We start from the raw sequence: 23395 nt of genomic DNA, 5'->3' as shown, positions 1-23395 counted from the left end.
CATGAAGCTGCTTTTTGTCGCCTCTGAATGTGCGCCGTTTATCAAGACGGGCGGATTGGCCGACGTGATTGGTGCCGTGCCCAAAGCGCTGGCGGAACAGGGTGTCAGCATCAAAGTGCTGATCCCGGCTTATCCGGCGTTGGCGGGATTGGTGGCGAAGGGCAAAAGCGTCATGTCGTTCGTTGATCTCTTTGGCGGTCCTGCGCGCATTGTCGCGGTACAGGCTGAAGGGCTGGACATGCTGCTGCTTGAAGCGGGGCATCTATTTGACAGACCCGGCAACATCTATCTGGGACCCAATGGTCAGGATTGGCCAGACAATGACCTGCGCTTTGGTGCGCTGTCCTACGCCGGGGCGCGGATCGGAACACGCGGCATTGAAGACTGGGTGCCAGATGTGATCAACGCCCATGATTGGCAAGCGGGGCTTGTCCCAGCATATCTGCAGCTGTCCGAGGGACCAAAACCGCCTGTCGTGATGACCATCCACAACATCGCGTTTCAAGGATTGTTTGAGTCCACCCGTCTGGCCGCATTGGGGCTACAGGCAGAGCTATTTACGTCAGAAGGTGTCGAATACTTTGGCAAAATCGGTTTTCTCAAGGCTGGGTTGGCCCTGTCTGAAAAGATCACGACAGTCAGCCCGACCTATGCCGCAGAACTGCTGACACCAGACTTTGGCATGGGGCTGGATGGCCTTTTGCGCAATCGTCAAGCCGATCTTTCTGGCATACTCAATGGCATTGATCTGGATATCTGGTCCCCGGAAACGGATGCCAATCTTGTTGCAAACTATTCCGCCCGCAGCATCAAGGGCAAAGCCAAAAACCGGGCGGAGGTTGAGGCACGCTTTGGTCTGACCGCAGGCGACGGACCCTTGTTTTGCGTGATCAGTCGCCTGACCTTTCAGAAAGGTCTGGATATGCTCCTGGATCGCTTGCCGCACCTCGTAAGCCTGGGTGGCAGGCTTGCGGTTCTTGGGTCGGGTGAACCCGCGTTGGAGCGTGCCTTCATCGACGCGTCCAACCGCTACGCAGGCTCAGTGGGTACAAAAATTGGGTATGACGAGGCTTTGTCGCATCTTATTCAGGCTGGCAGTGATGCAATCGTGATACCGTCGCGGTTCGAACCATGCGGGCTGACCCAGCTTTATGGGCTGCGGTATGGCACGCTGCCTGTTGTCGCGCGGACCGGCGGTCTGGCCGATACTGTAATAGACGCGAACGAGGCCGCGATGCTTGCCGATTGTGCCACAGGCATTCAATTTGCACCGATCAACGCAACCATGCTCGGCAATGCCATTTCTCGGGCCTGCACGCTTTTTGCCAATCAGAAAGCCTGGGCTGCCATGATGCGCCGTGCGATGCGCCATCCGGTCGGATGGGACCTTTCCGCAGCGGCCTATCTGGATGTTTACCGCGCGGCCCGGGACAGTCGCACCTCATGACGTTCCAACAGATACGGGGCGGCACTGACCGTAAACTTGGTGCGCATCACGATGGCAGCGGTGTCAACTTTGCCGTGTTCTCAGAGAACGCCACCAAGATCGAGTTATGCCTGTTTTCACCTGATGGAGTTTCCGAGAAAGCGCGCATTGCGCTGCCCGAACGCACAGGTCCGGTTTGGCATGGTTATATGCCCGATCTACCGATTGGCACGCTTTATGGATACCGCGCGCATGGCAATTACGCCCCGGAACGCGGGCATCGGTTCAACCCCAACAAATTGTTGATTGATCCTTACACCCGTGAGCTTAGTGGAGAGTGGGGAAGCGACCCCGCGCAACTTGGCTATGACATCACGTCCTCTGCCGAAGACACGTCATTTGACACACGCGATTCCGCACCATTCGTTCCCAAATCAGTCGTATCTGATCCCGCACTTTTCGTCAGGAGCCAGCAAGGCCAGCATACCCGCACAGATCGCGATCTGATTTATGAAGCTCATGCCAAAGGTGCGACACAGTTGAACATAGATGTACCCGAGGCAGTGCGCGGTACCTATGAAGGGTTGGCGTCAGACCCGATGCTGGCGCACTTCAATAATCTTGGCGTGCAGTCGGTTGAGCTTTTGCCTGTCCACAGCTTTGTTGACGACAAATTCTTGGTCGAACGCGGGATGCGAAATTACTGGGGTTACAACTCGATCGGGTTTTTCGCAGCCGAGCCGCGATATTTTGGGCCAAACGGCATTCAGGGGTTCCGCCAAATGGTCGACCGGATGCACGCCACCGGGATCGAAGTCATTCTTGATGTCGTTTATAACCATACTGCCGAGGGCGATCATCGTGGCCCAACTCTGTGTTACCGCGGCCTGGATAACGCATCCTATTACCGTTTGAACGCCAATCAGCCGCGCTATTACGTGAATGATACCGGGTGCGGGAATACGATGAACATCGCGCACCCTTATGTGCTGCGCATGGTGATGGACAGCTTGCGTTTCTGGGTTGAATCCATGGGCGTTGACGGGTTCCGGTTTGATCTGGCCACCACAATGGGTCGCGAAGCCCATGGGTTCGACGCAAGTGGCGGTTTTTTTGATGCGCTGCGGCAAGATCCGGTTTTGTCGCAGGTACGCATGATTGCCGAGCCATGGGATATCGGGCCGGGCGGATACCGGCTTGGTGAATTTCCACCTGAATTTTCCGAATGGAACGACAGTTACCGCGACACCGTGCGCCGCTATTGGCGGGGCGACGCGCACAGCGCCCAGGAAATTGCAGCACGGCTTTTAGGGTCTGCCGACAAATTTGACCACTCTGGGCGGCGTAGCTGGACATCCATCAACTTTCTGGCCTCTCACGACGGATTCACTTTGGCCGATATCACTCGATATTCCAGACGACACAATGAGGCCAATACCGAAAACAACCGTGACGGACATCACTCGAACTTCAGTGACAATTGTGGTGTTGAGGGCGATACAGACGATCCACAAATAGGCGCACTGCGCGCACAGCGGCAGCGCAATATGTTGGCCACCTTGTTTCTGTCCCAAGGCACACCCATGCTGCTTGGGGGTGATGAATTTGCCAATTCGCAACAGGGCAACAACAACGCCTATTGTCAGGACAACGCGACAGGTTGGCTGAACTGGGATCAGGCAGACAGTGATTTGCAGCAGTTTGTCAGCCACCTGTCGGCGTTTCGTCAGCTGCATCCCGCCGTGCGGCAAACCCGGTTCCTGCACGGTGCAGTAAGCGCATCCGACGGGCAGCCGGACGTTCACTGGACAGATTTCAACGGGCAGCCGTTGCATTGGCGTGATCCACGTCTTGCGAACCTGTGCCTCACGCTAAGATGTTCGGGCGAGGCACCAGCACATGATCGGAATGATGATGTGGTCTTTGTCGTCTTCAACCGAAGCGAAGAACACTCAAGCGTTCAGCTGCCGAAGGCATCAAACGGACGTGCCTGGTTTCGCGCAATTGACACCAACCAACCTGAAATCACCACATCCCCAAAATGCATGGCAGACAAGGTCGACATCGCCCCACAGTCCGTTGTGGCCTTTGTCCTGGATATGCCAAAGGGCACGGAATGAACGGCGATCGCGACCTCGACGCGCTCTGCGATCTGTGCGGAATTCTGCCGCGCTACCACGATCTGCAAGGGCAGGAACGGATCACATCACCGGAAACGCAAAAGGCGCTTTTGCGGGCAAACGGGTTTGATACGACCAGCGGCGCGACGATCCATGAGGCGCTCTCTGCTCTGCGCCACGAGATCGAAGATCGATGGTTCCCCCAAGAGATCATTATCGAAAGCAACAAAACCACACCGCTTGATTTTGGCCTTGGCGCGTCATGGGAAATTCATCTGGATGGCCAGGATACTATTGTCGCCGAAGGGCCGCCCGCCGATCACATCACCCTACCTACACTGAAATCCGGCGTTTATGTTTTAACCGCTTCTGTTTCCGGACGGGTCGAAACCGTCACTGTTTTCGCCGCGCCGAAGCGTCTGCCTCAGGTGCAGGCTTTGGCCCAGGCGGATCGCCTATGGGGTCTCAATTTTGCGCTTTACGGGATCCGATCTGATCGCAACACCGGTTTGGGCGACTTTGAAGACCTCGCCAATATGTCAGAGATCGCGGGCACGCAGGGGGCCGCCTTTGTCGGCATCAATCCGATCCACAATATGGGCTATTTCGACAAAACAGCCATCAGTCCCTATTCACCGTCACATCGCGGCTTTCTGAACACGTCATACATCGCCACCGATCGAATTCCGGGGTTGGACGGCGTTGCAGAAACGTCGGCTTTCGATGTGTTGCGGCGTGCTGAGACGGTGCAATACCATGATCATAAACACATTCATAACGCTGCTCTGGAAACGCTGTTTGGCAGATTTCAAGCAGAGGCCGACACCAATGCGCAAAACGCATTTGCGCATTTTGTGGCGAATGGCGGTTCAGAACTACAGACCTTCGCGCGGTTCGAAGTCCTGAGTAAGAAATTCGGGACAGACTGGCGGGACTGGCTAAATGATCCAGCAGCGCCGCCAATAGAACAGCTTGAATTTCACATGTGGTTGCAATGGGTCGCGGACACACAGCTGGGCCACGCCCAAACCCGAGCGATTGCGGCAGGAATGCCCCTTGGCCTGTACCTGGATCTGGCGGTTGGGCCACGCCGCGATGGCGCAGAAAGCTGGTGCGAGAGGGACACAATTGCACAAGGCGTGTCGGTCGGCGCGCCCCCTGATCATCTTAGTCCAGAAGGGCAAAACTGGGATTTGGCCGCCTTTGCACCACGCAAGCTTCAGGCACAACGATACGCGCCGCTGCGCCGGATCCTATCGCAGACAATGCACCATGCCGGGGTTATTCGGATCGATCACGTACTCGGCCTCAACCGGAGTTTCTGGCTGCCTGATGACGGCAGCCCCGGCGCGTATATTCGTCAACCGTTTGAGGCGCTTTTGGCGGTCATCAAGATCGAAGCGGAGCGGCACAATTGTCTGGTGATCGGCGAAGACCTCGGGCTGGTGCCCGATGGCTTTCGCGATACGATGCGCGGGCATGGGTTTTACGGATATTCCGTCCTGCAATATGAACGCGATGATCACGGTGGGTTCCGTGACCCCCATTCAGGTGCCAAACAGGTGCTGTCGTGTTTTGCCACTCATGATACACCAACAGTGGATGGTTTCGCCACTGGACGCGATATTGATTGGTGGGCCAAGCTTGGATGGATTGATGCCCCCGAAGCCAAACACGCGCATGCGCGGAGGCACGATGAGATAGCTACCATCGCACATGACGGTGATTTCCGAAACCATGTTCACACCCTGCTCGCGCGATCGAATGCAGCGCTGGTTGCCGTTCAGCTTGATGATGTGCTTGGTTCAGTTGAAGCGCAAAACCTGCCCGGCACAATTGACGAGCACCCAAACTGGCGGCGAAAATACGCCACGTCGCTTGAAGGATTGGCCCATGACGACCGATTGACCGCCACCGCGTCAATCATGCGCGACGCAGCAAGACATAATTCTCTGAAAGGAGTGCCAGATGAAGATTGAAACTGTCAGCACCACACCGATCGAGGGGCAGATGCCCGGCACATCCGGTCTGCGCAAGAAAACACGCGTCTTTATGGAGCCGCGGTTCCTTGAAAATTTCATTCAGGCCACCTTTGACGCCATCGGCGGTGGTGCGGGCAAGACGTTCGTTGTCGGCGGTGACGGGCGCTACTTCAACAAACAGGCCATTCAGACAATTCTGAAAATGGCGGCGGCGAATGGGGCGGCGACGGTGATCGTCGGACAAGATGGCATTCTGTCGACACCTGCCGCATCTCATTTGATCCGGCTCAATGGTGCGGATGGCAGCTTTATCCTGTCAGCCAGCCACAATCCGGGCGGGATAGATGAGGATTTCGGAGTCAAATTCAACGCCGAAAATGGGGGGCCCGCGCCGGAGAAACTGACCGCCAAGATCTTTGCGGCGACCACTTCAATCAGCGCATACAAGATCGCGGTGACTGACGATGTGGATCTTGGGACCATCGGCAAGATCCAGCAGGGGCAGATGCAAATTCACGTGATCGACCCGGTTGAAAGTTATCAGGCGCTGATGGAAACGCTTTTCGACTTTGACGCAATGCGGGATCTGTTTTCTGCCGGGTTCACCATGCAATTTGATGCCATGCACGCCGTGACCGGGCCCTATGCCAAAGCGATCCTTGAAGGGACGCTTGGGGCGGCACCCGGAACGGTGGTGAACGGCATGCCGCTTGAGGATTTTGGCAAAGGTCACCCAGACCCCAACCCAATCTGGGCGAAACCTTTGATGGACCTGATGATGTCAGATGACGCGCCAGACCTTGGGGCTGCGTCGGATGGGGATGGCGACCGCAATATGATTGTCGGGCGAGGCATCTATGTGACGCCGTCTGACAGCCTGGCTATTCTGGCCGCAAATGCCCATCTGGCCCCCGCTTATGAAAAGGGCCTTGCCGGAATCGCCCGGTCAATGCCGACCAGTGCCGCAAGCGACCGTGTGGCGCAAAAACTGGGCATTGTGGCCTATGAAACGCCTACGGGTTGGAAGTTCTTTGGTAACCTTCTGGATGCGGGCAAGGTGACGATTTGTGGCGAAGAAAGTGCCGGTACCGGATCAGATCATGTGCGGGAAAAGGACGGGCTTTGGGCTGTGCTGTTGTGGCTCAATATTCTGGCAGTGCGCAAACAATCGGTCGCCGAGATCGTGATGGATCACTGGGAAACCTTCGGACGCGATTATTATTCACGCTACGATTACGAGAACGTTGCGATTGAACAGGCCAACGCGCTTATGGATGATCTGCGCGCGCAATTGCCTCAATTGACGGGCAAGAATATCGGCGGTTTGACCGTGACGTCGGCAGATGAATTTTCTTATCTCGATCCGGTTGACGGATCGGTCAGCAAAAACCAAGGGCTGCGGATCGGGTTTGCCGGTGGCGGGCGCGCCGTTTTCCGTTTGTCCGGCACCGGCACCCAAGGTGCCACTTTGCGGCTCTACCTCGAACAATACTCCGGGATCGGGGGCGATCTGGAAATGGATAGCCAAGATGCATTGCGCAAAGTGCGTGATGCGGCGCAGGCCATCAGTCATATGGAAGCCACCATTGGCCGCCTGAAACCGGATGTCATTACCTAGTTACCCTTTCGCAATGTGATGGTCATGCCGAGGCAGAGATTGGTCCACCAAAGCCATACGACACAAACACCTTGCCGCTACTCTGACCGCGCATCTTTGCCGCGTGCCTTTGCGCTCATCTCTGCCGGCTTATCGTCTTCCTGCCAGATACCAATGAATATGCCAACTGGTTCCGATGTGCCGTCACGAGACTTGATCAAGGCATCATGACCAACCGTGGTCCGCTGTGACGGACGGCGCGCCCAAGCCGAGAACCGCGCTTGGAACATATCAATGATGTCACCGTGATCGCCGCTGCCACCAAGATCGTTCAGTTCATTTGGATCGTTCAACAGATCAAACAGCATGGGCCGAAAACCACCATCGGCAAAGATGCATTTCCAACGCTCATCGACCAGCATAAACAACCGCGCAAGTCTGGGATCAACGTCCAATACTTTCGCCTGCGGGGTTGCGGAATAGTCATATTCGCTGACCGCAAATTCCCGCCAGCTTTCGGGCTTTTTCCCCTGCAAAAATGGCCAAAGCGATCGCCCCTCAAGGATATGTTCGGGAACGTCACCCACCATATCGACAAAAGTCGCCGCCAGATCGATGCTTTCTACCAATGCATCACAGACGGTGCCGCGCGTCCCATCGGCCTCGGGTGACGGATCATAGATGATCAGCGGAACACGCACTGAAGGGTCATGAAACAGGTCTTTTTCACCAAGCCAATGATCGCCCATGTAATCACCATGATCCGAGGTGACGACAATGACCGTGTTGTCCATCTGGCCCTCGGCCTCAAGCCAATCAAACAGGCGCCCCATCTGGTCATCGGCTTGTTTGATCAGACCCATATAAGCAGGCAAGACCGTTTCACGCACCTCATCGCGGCTAAAGTTGCGACTCACTTCAGTATCCATGAACGCCGCATAGACAGGATGCGGATCGTCTTTTTCGCTTGGGTTGCGCACGACCTTTATCAGATCATCTTTGCCGTACATCGTGTGATACGGTGCCGGCACGATGTAGGGCCAATGGGGTTTGATATAGGACAGATGACACAACCACGGGCGCGCATTTTCGGAAGCTTTCTTAGCGATGAAATCCATCGCACGGCCCGTTAACCACGGTGTTTCGCTATCGCGCTCATCAATGTTGGCCGCTTTGTCCGAGTGTCGCAAGAACCAGCCAGAGGCGATGTCACCCTTTTCATCAAGTCCGGCGTTCGCATTGTGCAGCCAGGGGTTTTCAGCATCATAGCCTTTGGATTTCAGATAGGCATTATAAGGCGAACGTCTCTTGTCATAAAATCCCGCTGGCCCTTCGCCCCACAGGCCATCGTCCCGTTCAAATATGTCAAATCCACATTCGCTGACCCGTGCCCCAATGATGCTGTCATGCGTAATACCCAGACGCTCCATACCGGGATCATCAGCCTTCATATGGGTCTTGCCGATCAGCCAGCAATCCATACCGCGTTCACGCAGATGATCCCCCAACGTCATCTCGCCCACCTTCAACGGAAAGTTATTCCAAGACGCACCATGAGAATGCACATACCGACCGGTATAAAAACTCATCCTTGACGGGCCACAGATGGGGGACTGGACATAGCATTTTGAAAACCTGACACCTTTGGCAGCAAGCTTGTCCAGATGAGGCGTTTTCAAATGCGGGTGCCCAGCGCAGCTTAGGTAATCATGACGTAATTGGTCGAACATGATGAAAAGAATGTTCTTTTGCGTCATTGATTTGCCTTACCGCTGATGACTTGTGTGACCTGTATATCCAATATCGTTTGGGGCTGTTGGAAAATCGAAGCGTTCATGTCGCACGATGGCGGGCACCACTGGGGGTCACGCCAAATTCCGCCTTGAACGCCCGCGTCATTGCGCTTGGGTTACGATACCCGGCACGCAGCGCCACCTCCGACAACTGCAAATTTGTCTCTTCCGCCAGCCTGCGCACCAGATTAAGCCGAAGCCGCAGGTAAACCTGCTGGGGCGTTGCGCCAAGATCGCGCTGCATCACCTGCTGCAGCCTTTTCTGGCTGCATCCGCATAGCACCGCAATCTGACCAACGGTCAGCGGCTTTTCCAGATGGGCCTGCATATGGGTCACTGCCCCTTTGGCCAACCGCCCTCTGACAGCGCTCGTCGGATGTTGGGTTTGGGGTTCGCGGGCCATGAACAACTGCTCAACGTCCAAAGCCAACGCATTGCCGTGATTTTGCGTAATCAGATGCAGGATAAGATCAAAAGCAGCCATTGCACCGGAACAGGTGATCCGGTTCCCGTCGACGACAAACCTTTCGCGCACTACATTCACATCGGGAAATGCCTCCGAAAATGCGGTCAGAACCTCCCAATGGATCGTGGCCCTGCGCTCCGCCAGCAGCCCGGCTTTGGCCATAAGCCAGCTGCCCGTATCCAACCCCGCCATATCCGAAAACCGACGCGCTGCGGCTCGCAGACCGCGCTGGACACCCGGGCCGCCAAAGCCCTTATAGCCATACGACGGCGTGATCATCAAAAGATCACCTTTTGCATCCTCCAAACGTCCATGTGGGACAATTTTCAGCCCACTTGAGCTTTCTGCGATGTCACCATTCATTGTCAGGTACTGCCATTCGTAATGCTGTTTATGTCCCAGCATATTGGCCGCCCTGAGCGGTTCAATCGCATTGGCGACGCAGTGGTTCGAGAAACCATCGAACAGCAGCACGCCGACCCGCAGCGGTTTATCAGATGATTTTTTCCAATTTGGCATGTTATTATCTAACTCTGCACAGAGGTTTCTCACAAGCCGAATAATGCTGCGGCTTAGGCCACAAGGGGGGATTGCCCGTGCATTTTGGATTGACCGACGAACAAGAGATGATCGTTTCGACCGTTCGCAGCTTTGTTGAAAAAGAGATCTATCCACACGAAGCGGAAGTTGAGCGCACAGGTCAGGTACCGCAGGCTGTGGCCGAAGCGATCAAGCAAAAGACCATTGATTTGGGCTTCTATGCCTGCAACTTTCCAGAAGAAGTTGGCGGCGCGGGCCTTAACCATCTTGAATTCGCGCTGGTCGAACGCGAGCTGGGACGCGGTTCGATGGCGCTGAACCACTTCTTTGGACGTCCGCAAAACATCTTGATGGCCTGCAATGACGAGCAACGCGAACGCTATCTGTTGCCCGCTGTTCGGGGTGAACGCATGGATGCGCTGGCGATGACCGAACCGGTTGCCGGGTCGGATGTGCGAGGCATGAAATGCACGGCTCGGCGCGATGGGGGTGATTGGGTCCTGAACGGGACGAAACACTTCATCTCCGGTGCCGATCACGCCGATTTCCTGATCGTTTTCGTGGCAACCGGCGAAGACGACACGCCGCATGGTCCCAAAAAGCGCATCACCACTTTTCTTGTGGATCGCGGAACGCCGGGTTTCACCATTCGCGACGGCTATAAATCGGTCAGCCACCGTGGTTACAAAAATATGATCCTCGATTTTGATGATTGCCGCCTGCCAGACGCACAAGTGCTGGGTGATGTTGATGGTGGCTTTGCGGTGATGAACGAATGGCTTTACGCGACCCGCATCACAGTCGCTACCATGTCGGTCGGACGTGCGCGTCGGTGCTTTGATATGGCGCTTGGCTACGCCGCTGAACGACAGCAGTTCGGCCAGCCCATTGGCAAGTTTCAGGGCGTTAGTTTTCAGATTGCCGATATGATCACCGAAATTGACGCCGCCGACTGGCTCACGCTTTCGGCCGCATGGCGTTTGGATCAGGGGCTGCCAGCAAACCGTGAAATTGCCTCTGCCAAGCTTTATGCATCCGAAATGCTGGCGCGGGTCACGGACGCGACACTGCAGATTTATGGCGGAATGGGCCTGATGGATGATTTCCCGATAGAACGGTTCTGGCGAGATGCCCGTGTTGAACGTATCTGGGACGGCACATCTGAAATTCAGCGCCACATCATTTCGCGCGATCTGTTGCGCCCGCTTGGCGCATGACACGCAATCTGGACCGTCTTCTGCGGCCCCGGACCATTACCGTGATTGGGGGTGGCGCATGGTGTCGGCAGGTTATCGAACAATGCCAAAAGATGGGCTTTGACGGTCAGGTTTGGCCCGTGCATCCTTCTGCGCAGGAAATCTCGGGCGTCCGCACTTTTCCCAGCGTTGGAGACCTGCCCGGTGCTCCTGATGCCAGCTTTGTCGGCGTAAACCGTGATGCAACGATCGACATCGTACGCAGTCTGTCCGCAATGAACGCAGGGGGTGCTGTGTGTTTTGCCTCCGGTTTTCTGGAGGCCGTGGCCGAAGACAGCACAGGCGCAGACCTTCAGGCACAACTGCTTTGTGCGGCGGGCGACATGCCCATCCTTGGACCCAACTGCTATGGCTTCATCAATTACCTTGATGGTGCGTTGCTCTGGCCCGACCAACATGGCGGACAACGCGTGCAAAGCGGTGTCGCACTGGTGACGCAAAGCTCAAACATCGCGATAAACCTGACGATGCAGCAACGTGGATTGCCACTGGCCTATATCGTCACCGCAGGCAATCAGGCGCAAACGGGCATATCTCAGATCAGCCGCGCGTTGCTGGACGATCCACGCGTAACAGCGCTCGGCCTGCATATCGAAGGCATTGGTGATCTGCGCGCCTTCGAAGGGTTGGCAACCCATGCGCGCGCTTTGGGCAAACCGATTGTGGCGATCAAAGTGGGACGATCTGCCCAGGCACGCGCCGCGACCGTGTCACATACCGCCTCCCTTGCTGGTGATGACGCAGGCGCGGATGCCCTGCTGGCGCGTCTTGGCATCGCCCGCCTCGCTGACCTTCCCTCATTTATCGAAACGCTCAAGCTGCTGCACATCACTGGGCCCCTTACGCAGAGTACCGTCGCGACAATTAGTTGTTCGGGGGGCGAGGCGAGCCTTGCCGCAGATACCGGAGATGCCCTTGGCGTTACGTTTCCACCGCTCAATAGTCGGCAAGAACTTGACCTGCGCGCCGCTCTTGGGCCGCGCGTCGCGCTTGCAAATCCTCTTGATTATCACACCTATATTTGGCGCGATGTGCCCGCGATGACGCGTGCCTTTGCCGCCATGGCGGACCGCGCGATTGCAATCACGATCCTGATTGCGGATTTCCCACGGCCAGACAGATGTTCGCCCGAGGATTGGGACAGTGTGATTGATGCCGCCATTGGGGCCGCCCGACAAACCGGCGCGCACTACGGCGTGGCAGCTACTTTGCCTGAACTGATGCCTGAACCGGTCGCCGAGACGCTGATCGCGGCCGGTATCGTGCCCTTTTGTGGTCTGACCGAGGCCCTGACCGCCTGTGCCGCGGCGGCGATACAGGCACCCCCTGACACCGACCCAATTTTGTTACCCCGCCCGGATGCCACAGCCGTCCTCATCCCTGAGGCCAGTGCAAAAACGCGACTTGCGGCACACGGCTTGCGCATTCCGCGTGCCACGCGATGCGCGTCAGCCGCTGATGTTGCACAGGCCGCCGAACGCATGGGTTTTCCAATTGCCCTCAAGGGCGAAGGCATTGCGCATAAGACTGAGGCCGGCGCGGTACGTTTGAATATCACTTCAGCGCAACTGGCCCAAGATGCGGCTCAAGGCATGGCTGCCCCCGGCTTTTTGGTCGAAGAGATGATCATGGGCGCAGTGGCAGAGCTGCTTGTTGGTGTTGTTCGTGATCCCGCGCATGGGTTCGTGTTGACCATTGCGGCGGGCGGCACGCTGACCGAGATTATGAAAGACTCGGTCTCTTTGTTGGTTCCCGCATCAGCCGCGTCGGTTGAACGCGCGTTGGCTGACCTCAGGATCGCCCCTGTCCTCAGAGGATATCGCGGCGCGCAGCCAGCCAAAATAGACGCGATCCTACGTGCCATTCAGGCAGTCCAGGACTATACCCTGGCCAATGCAGATGAAGTGCTTGAGATTGAGGTCAATCCGTTGATCTGTACGCCAAACGACGCAATTGCCGCTGACGCGCTGCTGCGCTGCACGAAATGAAAGGACAAAAGATGTCTGACAGCCCCATCAAAACCCGCCGCGACGGTGCCGTATTGGAAGTCACTTTGGACAGACCAAAGGCGAACGCCATCGACTTGCTGACATCCCGGAAAATGGGAGAGGTCTTTGCCAGCTTTCGTGACGATCCTGACCTACGGGTGGCGATCATTACCGGGGGCGGTACCAAGTTTTTCTGCCCCGGCTGGGATCTCAAGGCAGCTGCTGATGGTGATGCGGTGGATGGCGATTATGGTGTTGGCGGCTTTGGTGGTCTGCAAGAACTGCGTGGCCTGAACAAGCCTGTGATCGCCGCTGTCAACGGGATCGCCTGCGGGGGTGGATTGGAACTGGCGTTGAGCGCCGACTTGATCCTTGCGGCTGAACACGCCACTTTTGCATTGCCTGAAATCCGGTCAGGCACGGTGGCCGATGCGGCGTCGGTCAAACTGCCTAAACGCATCCCCTATCACATCGCGATGGAACTACTGCTGACAGGCCGTTGGTTTGACGTGAACGAGGCTAAGGGCTGGGGCCTGATCAATGAAATTCTGCCCGCAGATCAACTGATGGACCGCGCGTGGGAACTTGCCCGCCTGCTCGCCGCTGGTCCACCGCTGGTTTATGCGGCAATCAAAGAGATCGTGCGCGATGCTGAAGCGAGCAAATTTCAGGATAGCATGAACCGGATCACGCGGCGGCAACTGCCGTCGGTGGATGTGCTTTATGCCTCAGAAGATCAGATGGAAGGCGCGCGCTCCTTTGTTGAAAAACGAGATCCGGTGTGGAAGGGGAAATAGGGGCAACACCCCTATCCCATTTTTGAATGACGCCCCGGTGCCGCCTTGCGTTGCAGCTCCAGCATCTTTTCGCGGCTTTTTTCAGCCTCGCGAAACGCCTGCGCCGCGCCGCTGATATATTGTTTGGGCCACATCGCCTCGTTACGCGCCCCGTACCAGGCGGCAGCCTGATGGGTAAAATAGGGGTTTGCCATATGCGTCCGCCCCAGCGCCACAAGATCGGCCCGGCGGGTATGCAAAATCGTGTTGACCTGTGCCGCTTCGGTTATCGCACCGACCGCCATCGTCGCCATGCCAGTCAGATTGCGCACGGCCTCAGCCAGATGGGCCTGAAACATGCGGCCATATGTCGGTTCCTGATCGGGAACAGTCTGGCCCGCTGACACATCAATAAGGTCACAACCCGCCGCCTCAAACGCGTTTGCGATGGCGATAAGGTCCTCTTCGCTTAGACCTCCGTCTTTCCAATCTGTGCCGGAAACCCGCACGGACATGGGCCGCTCTTTGGGCCAAACCGCGCGCATCGCCTCGAACACTTCCAGCGGATAGCGCAGACGGTTTTCGATCGAACCGCCATATTCATCCTTGCGGGTGTTGGTCAGGGGCGACAGGAAGGACGCAAGCAGATATCCATGCGCGCAGTGCAGTTCGAGCATGTCAAATCCGGCCCGCGCCACACGTTCTGTCGCTTGCACAAAATCAGCTTTGACCGCATCCATGTCTGCACGGTCCAACGGCTTTGGCGTACTGCTTTCACCCGCAAACCATGGCAAGGCTGACGCCGAAACCAAAGGCCAGTTCCGCGATTTGTCCGCGATAGGATGGTCCATCTTCTCCCACCCCAGTTGCGTTGATCCCTTACGCCCAGCATGGCCCAGCTGCATCGCGATCTTAGCCCCGGTGTTGGCGTGGACAAGATCAACTATTTCTTTCCATCCTGCCTCATGCTGGTCGGTCCACATGCCCGGGCACCCTTCGGTGATCCGCGCATCGGCAGAGGGGCAGGTCATTTCAACAAAGATCAGACCCATGCCACCCATTGCGTGGCTGGCATAATGTATCTTGTGCCAGTCTGTTGGATTGCCGTCTGTATCGGCAGAATATTGCGCCATCGGGGACATGACCACGCGGTTGTCCACTTCCATGTCGCGCAGCTTGAATTTGGCAAACATGGGCGTCGGACGGGTCTGGCGCAAATCCTCACCGGTATCGCGCAGGTGACGCGCGTACCATTCGTCATCCACTTTTCGGACAAATTCGGGGTCGCGCACGATCAGGTTGTCATAGGTGATCGACTTGGCCCGGCACATCACGACCATCGCGAATTGATAGGGGTCCATATCCCATGAACGCGACATATGTTCGAACCACGACAGCGACACATCGGCGTTGTGTTGTGTGATCTGGCAAGGTGTGCGGCGGACGTCGTCATAAACCTGGAATGCCTTTTGCACATCGTCTTCGGCGTGGGCGACCAATGCGTCGGACAACGCGATCGCACATTCCATCGCAAGCTTGGTCCCCGACCCGATTGAAAAATGCGCACTTGCCTTGGCGTCGCCCAGAATGACGATGTTGTCTGTGTACCAGTTTTCACAAAACACCCGTGGGAATTGCCGCCAATGCGACCGATTCAGCAGCAGGGGGTGACCCTCTAATTCCTCTGCAAAAATCTCGGCGAGCTTTGCCTTGCTGTCCTCTTCGTCTGTTTCTTTGAATCCATGCGCGTGCCAGGTGTCATCATCCATCTCAAACACCCATGTCGAATGACCGGGTACGTATTGATAGCAATGAGCGACCATTGGGCCATGTTCGGTCTCGCGGAAGAAATAGTTGAACTCCCCCATCGGCCGCGTTGACCCCATCCAGCAAAAACGGTTCTTGCGCAGTGTTGTTGAAGGCTGAAAGGCATCGGCATATTCATTCCGAACCGCAGAATTCACGCCATCGCAGGCGATAATCACGTCGCTATCTGCAAAACGCTTCTTGATCTGTGACGCATCAACGCCCGCGCTAAAATGCATTTCGATGCCTTCTTCGCGGCACCTTTGCTGCAGAAGCCGCAACAGAGTATGCCGCGACAGCCCGCAAAAACCGTTTCCACCAGCACGCATTTCCTCACCCTTGAAATGCACCGCAACATCATCCCAATGCGCAAATTCATTACGCATCAGTTCGAACAGGCGTTTGTCCCGGCTTAGAAATTCGTCCAGCGTTTCATCCGAGAACACCACACCAAACCCAAAGGTATCATCCGCCTGATTCTGTTCAAATACTTCAATATGCCAATCGGGCTTCGCCTTTTTGGTCAGCAATGCCGAATAGAGGCCGCCGGGGCCGCCGCCAATTGTCGTGATTTTCATGCCGTGAACTCCAGATTTACGCGCTGAGATGCTTAATATGTGTTATAGCACATATTAAGCATCTGAGTAGCTTTTTGTGCTAAGAAGCCGTAGTGTAGGGAAATCCCATTGCCGAAGGACCGCCAAATGCCCGCCGCCTCAGATATCCATGAACATCCAACTGAGCATTGGCTCGACGATATGGACCCGCCCGAGTTCCTTATCGCCTTAGCGGGTCGGCACATTCAGGAAATGATGAATTCAGTGTTGCGCGGGCATGGGCTTAAGCTGGTGGAATGGCGGATATTGGATTGCCTTGCTGCGCAGGAAAACCTCACCATTTTTGATCTGGCAGAACGCGCCGTTGTGGACCGCACGGTTGCAAGCCGTTTGGTCGACAGGCTCGCGGATCGGGCGCTGGTTGAAAAGGTGGCGCTCAAAACGGATCGGCGGTTCGCTCAGGTTTCGTTGACCGCCAAAGGTCGCGATGTCCTGAAACTGACCAACCCGGATGTTCATCAGGCTCGCGCACGGTTGTTTGCTGACATGTCCCCTGACGAGGCGGCGCAGCTAAGCCGCGCGCTGGAAAAACTCAGCATCAATGCGGCCCATAAATACCTGCGTTAGAGACGAATTAGGGTGCCCTACTTCTCGGCGTTTTTCGGGTCTTCCTCGGGGGGATCAGTGATCAATTCGACATCTTCGATGTCGCTTCGCGTTGCGACTTTGGCAGCGCCATCTGCACCTGAATTATCCTCAATCGCACCAACGATCAGCGGCAGCATTTGCACGCCACCCGGCATTGCAACTTCTGACATTGGCGGCGATTTCCACGCCAATGTGTCAAAACTCTTACAGTTCTCACAGATCGGTTTCCACTCCGCATGGATGTGCTGACAGTTGTCACAAATCCACTGTGGACCACGCGACACCGTCAATGCCCGTGCCAACCAGCCCTTAACAACCGTATCTGATGCGCCCTCGCCCCGCTCAATCGCCGCCATCAAGGTGACAGAACGTGCTGTCGGATCGGTTTCAATAAGGTCTCCCAATGCGCGCCGCGCTTCCGGGAAATCTTCATTTGCGATGTGCAGTTCAGATAACAACATGCGTGTTTCTGGGTGGTCCGACTGTGATTTGATCAACGCTTTGAACCGCTTGATTCGATCCGGTGGCGTTTCGTCCGGCGCAATCGCGGCATAGGCTGCGGCGAGATCCGGATGCGGGTGCACGCTCCAGGCCTTTTGCAGCAGGCGAGCGGCGTATTTTGGTTTCGACTGCTTAATATAGCTATGAGCGGCCATGACCGCGGCCGGGATCAGATCAGGCGACAGCCTGTTGGCCTCGATCGCTGCTTCGCGGGATTCGATGCTGTTGCCATCGGCAATCACATCTTTGGCCTCTGAAAGCGCCAGCACTGCATCACGTCGTTTATGCACGTCCCGTGGCAATTGGCCGTTTTTCAATTTCGCACTCAGGGTCTGCCGCGCACCGCTCCAGTCTTCCTTTGCCGCCTGAAGCTGCAACAAAATATCACCGGTTTCCGCGTGCTTCGGCTTGAGCGCAAATGCCCGTTCGGCCAGCTTGAGCGCCGTTTCCGTATCCCCAGCCGCCAGTTTCTGTTTCATGATTCCGCGCACGCCTACGAACCGGGTGGATTCGTCTTCAACCAGCTTGCGATAGGTTTCTTCGGCTTTACGGCTATCACCGGCCAGTTCTGCTGCCTGTGCTGTCAACAGATTGGTCAGTGCGGGCTTGTTGAGATATTTGTCAGCCTTCGCCGCCTTTGACATCGCAACCCGTCCTTCACCGCTGGCCAACGCCATAAGGCCCTCTGAAAGCGCCTCAAACCCCTTCTTTTCACGGTTCCGGTCAAAATAACGCGACAATGCGGTTTCATCACCGTTCAGGAATTTCCATGTTGCCACCAAGAGCGAAAATATTTTGAGAAGCAGCCAAACGCCTATCATCAACAGGATCACGGCGATGACGGATTGCAGTGGGCCAAAGCTATATTCCGTACCCATAACGGTAACTTGAATGCCGCCCTGGCTTTCCAGCAGGAACCCTGCACCCCAGGCCAACAGCGCAACAACAGCGACAAACAGAACGATCTTGATCAATGACCACAGCATAAATTCAGGTTCCTTAGTTCGCCGTCAGGCGTTGTGACAGGTCTTCGGCGGCAGATTCAGCCGCTTGTCTGGCGCGTGCGTCAGCCAGCCAAGCGTCCATCGCGCTTTTTGAATTCTCGGGCAGCGTATCAAGTTCCGCCAAAGCGTCGATCAACCGGCCATCACGCACGGCGGCCTCGGCACGTGACAAAACGGCATCCGGATCGGTGCCTTCACGCGGGGCCACGGAACGTGCACCCAAATGGCGCCGCAAAAAGCTGCCTACACCGCCGGTGTCTTCATCGTTGCCACTTGCGCGCGCCGTTGAAAGTGCTGAACGCGCCGCGTCAGGAAACCGCGTTTGCAAATTGATTAAGGTAACCACTCCATTATCGGCATTATCTGCAAGGGCAGCCGGGACATCAGCCAGACCGTTCGCCTGCAGATCGGCGAGCGCAGATGCGTAAGGTTTACCGCCATTTATCGCGGCCGTGATCCGTGTCAGTGCCGCCTGCAGCGTTGCGCTGCGCGCCGCCTCGGCTGTCGCTTCTTCCACACTCAGCGCATTATCGAGCAACCCTTCAATCTCTGAACGCTGCTCTTCGACCGACGCCTGCAGCGCAGCCAGTTCGCGTTCATAGGCTGCCACTGCGGCCTCCGATGATCCGCCCGTCATGGGGCGTTTTTCAACTTCTGTCAGGCGGGCATCCAATGCACCCAGCGCCTCTGAAAAAGATGCAACTTCGGATGTCAGCCCATCCAATTCTGGAAATTCGATTTCCGGAACCCTTGGCTCAGCACTCCTAAGCTCAGCAATCTGCGTTTGTTGTTCGCTCAACAAGGCGCGCAAATCACTTGTGTCCCCACGTGTGCCGAGCATGTTCATCTCTGAGGCAAGAAACCCAAGGGCGGCGGCCAACCCACTACCAATCAACAGAGGCCAAAAGACGCTGCCAGATTTTTCTGCGTCCGGCTTGGTGGTCACGACCGGGTCCGGTTTCATCTCTGCCCTCGCTGGCGGTGGTGATTTGCTGCCTTCGGGTGCAGATTTATCATTTGGCTTAGAGTCCGCAGGCTTGTTTACAGCCTTTTCCAAACCGGCTGCCGGTGACACTTTCGGCTCAGGTGCCGTTGTTTTTGCAGGTTCCGGGAACGCCTTTGAAACGGTCTGAGTCGCCGTTTTTTCAGATAAAGGCTGCTTCGTTGCCGCTGTCGAAGCTGTGGAGCTGGTAGAAGGTTTTGATCTGGCTGTCTTTGGCACTGAACCAGTGTTTTTGGTCGCCTCATCGTCGGTTTTGGCCGCTGCTGCAGCAGCTGTCGACGCTGGTTTTTTCGCTTTAGCCACTCTGTCACCCTTCCGATTCTGACCATCAAGATCAGCTTGACCTTACAACCTTACCCGGCATCCCTGCCCCCCTCAAGCTAAGCTGGTGCCCTGCAGTATCTTTTCAACAGCGCAAAGCATTTCTTTACCCGTCGGCTCTGCCACCACCATGACACTTTCGATACCCGCCATCTGACAGCAATCCGCTACTGTATCACTGATGGCCACAACGCTGACATTGTGAAACTTCGGTGCTCTCTCAATGAAATGCGCCGCCGAACGTGGTGAAAAAAGGGGAACCACAATGCGCCCTTCCCCCTCAAACAACGCAAGTGCCTGTGCAGAAAGATCAACAGGATTTTGGTCATAAAGAGTTTGAACATCTGTCTTTACACCCAGCCCGGTCAACCGCGCCGCAATATCACCCCGCCGATGCCGTCCCGCCAAATGCAGCAACGGCCCGACAGGCAGTGTTCTGGCAAGCTCTGCGATCAGGTTTTCCGCGTTTTGTTCTGTTGCCGCAACCGTCCATCCGGCTGCCCTTGCACGCTCTGCTGTCATGTGACCGACGCAATAGGCAGGCCGTTGGTTTCCGTTCGGGGCCAAAGCAACCGCATTGGACGACGTAAAGACGACCCCGGCATAGGGCGATAGGTCAACCTGAGCGCCAGTCGGGACAATCTCAAGCAGCGGTGATACGACGATTGTGACACTTTGCTGGATGTCCTCAGCCAAACGCCCCACAAATCGGGTCGCACTGGCAAGGGGTCGGGTGATCAAAAGCGAAGGTCGGGTCATGGCTTCACCGTCATATCCTGCGTTGGCATTGTTTGCCATGGGTTGCAGTGTTACCTCCGAATGGCAAATCGGAGAACACAGATGCCTCAGGCAGTGACCATATTGGGAATAGAAAGCAGTTGCGATGACACTGCCGCCGCGTTGGTCCGGGTGGGGGCAAACGGCCATGCATCCGTATTGTCATCGGTTGTTGCGGATCAGACAGACCTGCATGCAGCATTTGGGGGCGTGGTTCCTGAAATCGCCGCGCGCGCGCACGCAGAAAAGCTCGATTTGTGCATTGAACAGGCTCTAATAAAGGGAAAGATGCAGCTTTCTGACATTGATGCAATCGCTGTCACGGCGGGGCCCGGCCTTATTGGTGGCGTTATTTCTGGCGTCATGTGTGCCAAAGGCCTGTCACTCGCCACCGGGAAACCGCTTTATGGTGTGAACCATCTGGCCGGACACGCTTTGACACCGCGACTTACCGATAACGTGCCGTACCCCTATTTGATGCTCTTGGTATCTGGCGGTCACTGTCAGTTTCTCATCGTGCACGGGCCGCTTAAATTTGAACGTCTGGGCGGTACTATTGACGACGCTCCGGGCGAAGCGTTTGACAAGATCGCGCGCCTGATTGGATTGTCGCAACCCGGCGGGCCCGCGATTGAACATGCCGCCAAACAAGGCGACCCAAAGCGGTTCAAATTTCCCCGACCGCTTTTGGATCGCGACGGGTGTGATATGTCGTTTTCCGGTCTGAAAACCGCCGTTCTACGGACCCGCGATGCCATTATCGCTGAACGTGGCGGATTGACCGGGCAAGACCAGGCAGATCTGGCTGACGGATTTCAGGCCGCTGTCGTTGACGTCTTTGTCGAGAAGGCGCGCCGTGCCTTTCAATCCTATCCGCCTGATGCCAGCCGCACCCTCTGCTTAGCGGGCGGTGTCGCGGCAAATCATGCAATTCGTTCAGGGTTAGAGACTGTTGCGGCAGAACAAAACGCATCATTCGTTGCGCCCCCTTTGTCATTGTGCACCGACAACGCTGCGATGATCGCCTATGCTGCTGCCGAACAGCGCGGCACGGATGACGCAGATGATCTGACCCTGTCTGCCCGTCCACGATGGCCATTGGATACGTCGCAGCCTGCGATGCTGGGCAGCGGCAAGAAGGGAGCGAAGGCATGACGGTCTCAGTGTTGGGTGCCGGCGCTTTTGGCACTGCGCTTGCCATTTCATTGGCACGCAAGGGCCCTGTTACGCTATGGGCGCGGGATTTGGGCACCATGGCCAGTGATCGCGAAAACACCCTGCGTCTGAAGGGATGCGGGTTTCCCGATGCGCTGCGGGTCACCGACGACATTGATGACGCTTGTCTGGCCGAGATTTTGCTGATTGCTGTGCCAATGCAGAAACTGCGCGGATTTCTCAGCGACAATAGCGTCAGAATGGCTGCCAAGCGCCTCGTCGCCTGTTGTAAGGGGATCGAACTGTCGACCGGTGTCGGGCCAGTGAATGTTGTTGAGGATACCATTCCGTCGGCCACCGCCGCGATTTTGACTGGCCCAAGCTTCGCGGCTGATATTGCGCGAGGACTGCCCACCGCCCTGACGCTTGCATGCGCGGACGATGCCGCCGGCGCAGAGATGCAACAGTCTCTAACAACGGCAAATGTCCGCATTTACCGCACAACAGATACAATCGGTGCCGAACTTGGTGGCGCGTTAAAGAACGTGATTGCAATTGCCTGTGGTGCGGCAATTGGTGCGGGTCTTGGCGAAAGCGCACGCGCCGCTTTGATGACCCGGGGTTTTGCCGAGATGCAGAGGCTCGCAGCCCATCTCAAAGCGGATCCAGCCACCCTATCCGGCCTATCGGGATTTGGGGATCTGACGTTGACATGCACCTCTAAACAGTCACGCAACTATCGGCTGGGTCTGTCATTGGGCAAAAATATACCTTTTGATCCGACCACCACCGTCGAAGGGGCCGCCACCGCGCACGCCGTTCATGCTTTGGCCGAGAAATCAGGGTTGGACATGCCGATCACAGCCGCAGTTGCAGGATTGCTGGACAACAGGCTAAATGTACAAGAAGCCATGAAATCACTGCTGACCCGCCCCCTTAAGGAAGAATGATATGCTTGTTGCCATAATCGCAAAAGACAAACCCGGCGCACAGGTGATCCGCGCCGAAAACCGACCGGCACATCTGGATTACCTGAAATCGACTGATCTGGTTGCTCAGGCGGGACCGCTGCTGGATGCGGAAGGCGGCATGGTCGGATCCCTGATCATTCTTGATGTCATTGACATGGCCGCAGCACAAGGCTGGGCTGACAATGACCCTTATGCAAAAGCTGGTTTGTTTGGATCAGTTGATCTGATCCATTGGAACCGGGTTATCGGCTGATGGCTTATTGGTTGTTCAAGTCAGAACCCAGCACCTGGGGCTGGGATGACCAGGTCGCCAAAGGTGACGCCGGCGAGGAATGGGATGGGGTCCGCAACTATCAGGCACGCAATTTCATGCGCGACATGGCGGTTGGTGATCGGGGGTTTTTTTATCATTCCCAGACGGAAAAGGCTGTCGTGGGCATTGTCGAAGTGATTGCGACCGCCCATCCGGATAGCACGACCGATGATGCACGTTGGGAATGTGTGGATATCAAGGCGGTGCGCGGCTTTGAGAAACCTGTGAAGCTTGATCGGATCAAGGCAGATGAACGCCTGGCTGAAATGATCCTGGTCAGAAATTCACGCCTGTCGGTCCAGCCGGTTAGCCCTGCTGAATGGCAGATCATTTGCGCGATGGGCGATACGAAACCGTAGGCGAAACTGATTTTTCGGCTCATACTCCTTTCAGTT

The 23395-nt window shown here is 56.2% G+C and carries 18 protein-coding genes; 12 read left to right on the top strand and 6 right to left on the bottom strand.

Features of this window, described 5'->3' with window-relative positions:
- Position 1 precedes the first annotated feature (1 nt).
- From glgA to ACEWL3_RS00675, 4 genes are read left to right on the top strand one after another with little or no spacing between them, the layout of a single operon-like run.
- On the top strand, positions 2–1447 hold the full coding sequence (gene glgA / locus ACEWL3_RS00690; protein ID WP_386177117.1) for a glycogen synthase GlgA: 1446 nt from the start codon (positions 2–4) through the stop codon (positions 1445–1447).
- Complete coding sequence (glgX, locus tag ACEWL3_RS00685) at positions 1444–3546, top strand: glycogen debranching protein GlgX (protein ID WP_386177116.1); 2103 nt, start codon at positions 1444–1446, stop codon at positions 3544–3546. Before glgA ends, glgX begins: the two co-directional genes overlap by 4 nt.
- On the top strand, positions 3543–5525 hold the full coding sequence (gene malQ, locus ACEWL3_RS00680; protein WP_386177115.1) for a 4-alpha-glucanotransferase: 1983 nt from the start codon (positions 3543–3545) through the stop codon (positions 5523–5525). The genes glgX and malQ overlap by 4 nt, the downstream gene beginning before the upstream one ends.
- The gene (locus ACEWL3_RS00675; protein ID WP_386177114.1) at positions 5515–7146 is read left to right on the top strand and encodes an alpha-D-glucose phosphate-specific phosphoglucomutase; all 1632 of its coding nucleotides are present in this window, start codon (positions 5515–5517) and stop codon (positions 7144–7146) included. The genes malQ and ACEWL3_RS00675 overlap by 11 nt, the downstream gene beginning before the upstream one ends.
- Positions 7147–7223: 77 nt before the next feature.
- Here ACEWL3_RS00675 and ACEWL3_RS00670 read toward each other — a convergent pair whose 3' ends face one another.
- Both ACEWL3_RS00670 and ACEWL3_RS00665 read right to left on the bottom strand, forming a co-directional pair.
- Positions 7224–8882 carry a sulfatase-like hydrolase/transferase gene (locus ACEWL3_RS00670; protein WP_386177113.1) on the bottom strand — a complete coding sequence of 553 codons (1659 nt, stop codon included), beginning with the start codon at positions 8880–8882 and terminating at the stop codon, positions 7224–7226.
- Between the two features lie 76 nt (positions 8883–8958).
- The gene (locus ACEWL3_RS00665; RefSeq protein ID WP_386177112.1) at positions 8959–9903 is read right to left on the bottom strand and encodes a GlxA family transcriptional regulator; all 945 of its coding nucleotides are present in this window, start codon (positions 9901–9903) and stop codon (positions 8959–8961) included.
- A gap of 77 nt (positions 9904–9980) precedes the next feature.
- Here ACEWL3_RS00665 and ACEWL3_RS00660 point away from each other — a divergent pair, with 77 nt between their 5' ends.
- From ACEWL3_RS00660 to ACEWL3_RS00650, 3 genes are read left to right on the top strand one after another with little or no spacing between them, the layout of a single operon-like run.
- A complete protein-coding gene (locus tag ACEWL3_RS00660) occupies positions 9981–11141 on the top strand; it encodes an acyl-CoA dehydrogenase family protein (RefSeq protein ID WP_386177111.1) in 1161 nt (386 codons plus the stop codon).
- The gene (locus tag ACEWL3_RS00655) at positions 11138–13168 is read left to right on the top strand and encodes an acetate--CoA ligase family protein (protein ID WP_386177110.1); all 2031 of its coding nucleotides are present in this window, start codon (positions 11138–11140) and stop codon (positions 13166–13168) included. The genes ACEWL3_RS00660 and ACEWL3_RS00655 overlap by 4 nt, the downstream gene beginning before the upstream one ends.
- An 11-nt stretch (positions 13169–13179) precedes the next feature.
- Positions 13180–13965, top strand: coding sequence for a carnitinyl-CoA dehydratase (locus ACEWL3_RS00650; protein ID WP_386177109.1), 786 nt, complete (start codon positions 13180–13182; stop codon positions 13963–13965).
- Between the two features lie 11 nt (positions 13966–13976).
- Here ACEWL3_RS00650 and ACEWL3_RS00645 read toward each other — a convergent pair whose 3' ends face one another.
- On the bottom strand, positions 13977–16328 hold the full coding sequence (locus tag ACEWL3_RS00645; protein WP_386177108.1) for an oxidoreductase: 2352 nt from the start codon (positions 16326–16328) through the stop codon (positions 13977–13979).
- Between the two features lie 126 nt (positions 16329–16454).
- Between ACEWL3_RS00645 and ACEWL3_RS00640 the strand changes: the two genes are divergently transcribed.
- Positions 16455–16934, top strand: coding sequence for a MarR family winged helix-turn-helix transcriptional regulator (locus ACEWL3_RS00640; protein ID WP_386177107.1), 480 nt, complete (start codon positions 16455–16457; stop codon positions 16932–16934).
- Between the two features lie 17 nt (positions 16935–16951).
- On the opposite strand, the gene ACEWL3_RS00635 is transcribed toward ACEWL3_RS00640, so the two are convergent.
- From ACEWL3_RS00635 to ACEWL3_RS00625, 3 genes are all read right to left on the bottom strand, one after another.
- Entirely contained in the window at positions 16952–18442 is a 1491-nt protein-coding gene (locus ACEWL3_RS00635; protein ID WP_386177106.1) for a heme biosynthesis protein HemY, read from the bottom strand.
- Positions 18443–18455: 13 nt separating this feature from the next.
- Entirely contained in the window at positions 18456–19424 is a 969-nt protein-coding gene (locus tag ACEWL3_RS00630) for a COG4223 family protein (protein ID WP_386177105.1), read from the bottom strand.
- A gap of 414 nt (positions 19425–19838) precedes the next feature.
- Entirely contained in the window at positions 19839–20582 is a 744-nt protein-coding gene (locus tag ACEWL3_RS00625) for a uroporphyrinogen-III synthase (RefSeq protein WP_386177104.1), read from the bottom strand.
- A 42-nt stretch (positions 20583–20624) separates the two neighbouring features.
- Between ACEWL3_RS00625 and tsaD the strand changes: the two genes are divergently transcribed.
- From tsaD to ACEWL3_RS00605, 4 genes are read left to right on the top strand one after another with little or no spacing between them, the layout of a single operon-like run.
- Positions 20625–21716, top strand: a complete 1092-nt coding sequence (gene tsaD, locus ACEWL3_RS00620) for a tRNA (adenosine(37)-N6)-threonylcarbamoyltransferase complex transferase subunit TsaD (RefSeq protein WP_386177103.1) — start codon at positions 20625–20627, stop codon at positions 21714–21716.
- On the top strand, positions 21713–22666 hold the full coding sequence (locus ACEWL3_RS00615; RefSeq protein WP_386177102.1) for an NAD(P)H-dependent glycerol-3-phosphate dehydrogenase: 954 nt from the start codon (positions 21713–21715) through the stop codon (positions 22664–22666). The genes tsaD and ACEWL3_RS00615 overlap by 4 nt, the downstream gene beginning before the upstream one ends.
- 1 nt (position 22667) lies before the next feature.
- The gene (locus ACEWL3_RS00610; RefSeq protein WP_386177101.1) at positions 22668–22940 is read left to right on the top strand and encodes a YciI family protein; all 273 of its coding nucleotides are present in this window, start codon (positions 22668–22670) and stop codon (positions 22938–22940) included.
- Positions 22940–23359: an EVE domain-containing protein gene (locus tag ACEWL3_RS00605; protein WP_386177100.1), complete on the top strand. Its 420-nt coding sequence runs from the start codon at positions 22940–22942 to the stop codon at positions 23357–23359. The genes ACEWL3_RS00610 and ACEWL3_RS00605 overlap by 1 nt, the downstream gene beginning before the upstream one ends.
- Positions 23360–23395: the final 36 nt, after the last annotated feature.

It is taken from the genome of Sulfitobacter sediminivivens (assembly GCF_042611115.2).
GTDB classification, from domain to species: domain Bacteria; phylum Pseudomonadota; class Alphaproteobacteria; order Rhodobacterales; family Rhodobacteraceae; genus Sulfitobacter; species Sulfitobacter sediminivivens.
Note: the sequence above shows the minus strand (reverse complement) of the source record. Positions and strands in the feature narration are given on the sequence as shown.

Coding starts and splice junctions, on each gene's coding strand:
- glgA (WP_386177117.1), top strand. CDS start 2: ATGAAGCTGCTTTTTGTCGCCTCTGAATGTGCGCCGTTTATCAAGACG.
- glgX (WP_386177116.1), top strand. CDS start 1,444: ATGACGTTCCAACAGATACGGGGCGGCACTGACCGTAAACTTGGTGCG.
- malQ (WP_386177115.1), top strand. CDS start 3,543: ATGAACGGCGATCGCGACCTCGACGCGCTCTGCGATCTGTGCGGAATT.
- ACEWL3_RS00675 (WP_386177114.1), top strand. CDS start 5,515: ATGAAGATTGAAACTGTCAGCACCACACCGATCGAGGGGCAGATGCCC.
- ACEWL3_RS00670 (WP_386177113.1), bottom strand. CDS start 8,882: ATGACGCAAAAGAACATTCTTTTCATCATGTTCGACCAATTACGTCAT.
- ACEWL3_RS00665 (WP_386177112.1), bottom strand. CDS start 9,903: ATGCCAAATTGGAAAAAATCATCTGATAAACCGCTGCGGGTCGGCGTG.
- ACEWL3_RS00655 (WP_386177110.1), top strand. CDS start 11,138: ATGACACGCAATCTGGACCGTCTTCTGCGGCCCCGGACCATTACCGTG.
- ACEWL3_RS00650 (WP_386177109.1), top strand. CDS start 13,180: ATGTCTGACAGCCCCATCAAAACCCGCCGCGACGGTGCCGTATTGGAA.
- ACEWL3_RS00645 (WP_386177108.1), bottom strand. CDS start 16,328: ATGAAAATCACGACAATTGGCGGCGGCCCCGGCGGCCTCTATTCGGCA.
- ACEWL3_RS00640 (WP_386177107.1), top strand. CDS start 16,455: ATGCCCGCCGCCTCAGATATCCATGAACATCCAACTGAGCATTGGCTC.
- ACEWL3_RS00635 (WP_386177106.1), bottom strand. CDS start 18,442: ATGCTGTGGTCATTGATCAAGATCGTTCTGTTTGTCGCTGTTGTTGCG.
- ACEWL3_RS00630 (WP_386177105.1), bottom strand. CDS start 19,424: ATGAAACCGGACCCGGTCGTGACCACCAAGCCGGACGCAGAAAAATCT.
- ACEWL3_RS00625 (WP_386177104.1), bottom strand. CDS start 20,582: ATGGCAAACAATGCCAACGCAGGATATGACGGTGAAGCCATGACCCGA.
- tsaD (WP_386177103.1), top strand. CDS start 20,625: ATGCCTCAGGCAGTGACCATATTGGGAATAGAAAGCAGTTGCGATGAC.
- ACEWL3_RS00615 (WP_386177102.1), top strand. CDS start 21,713: ATGACGGTCTCAGTGTTGGGTGCCGGCGCTTTTGGCACTGCGCTTGCC.
- ACEWL3_RS00610 (WP_386177101.1), top strand. CDS start 22,668: ATGCTTGTTGCCATAATCGCAAAAGACAAACCCGGCGCACAGGTGATC.
- ACEWL3_RS00605 (WP_386177100.1), top strand. CDS start 22,940: ATGGCTTATTGGTTGTTCAAGTCAGAACCCAGCACCTGGGGCTGGGAT.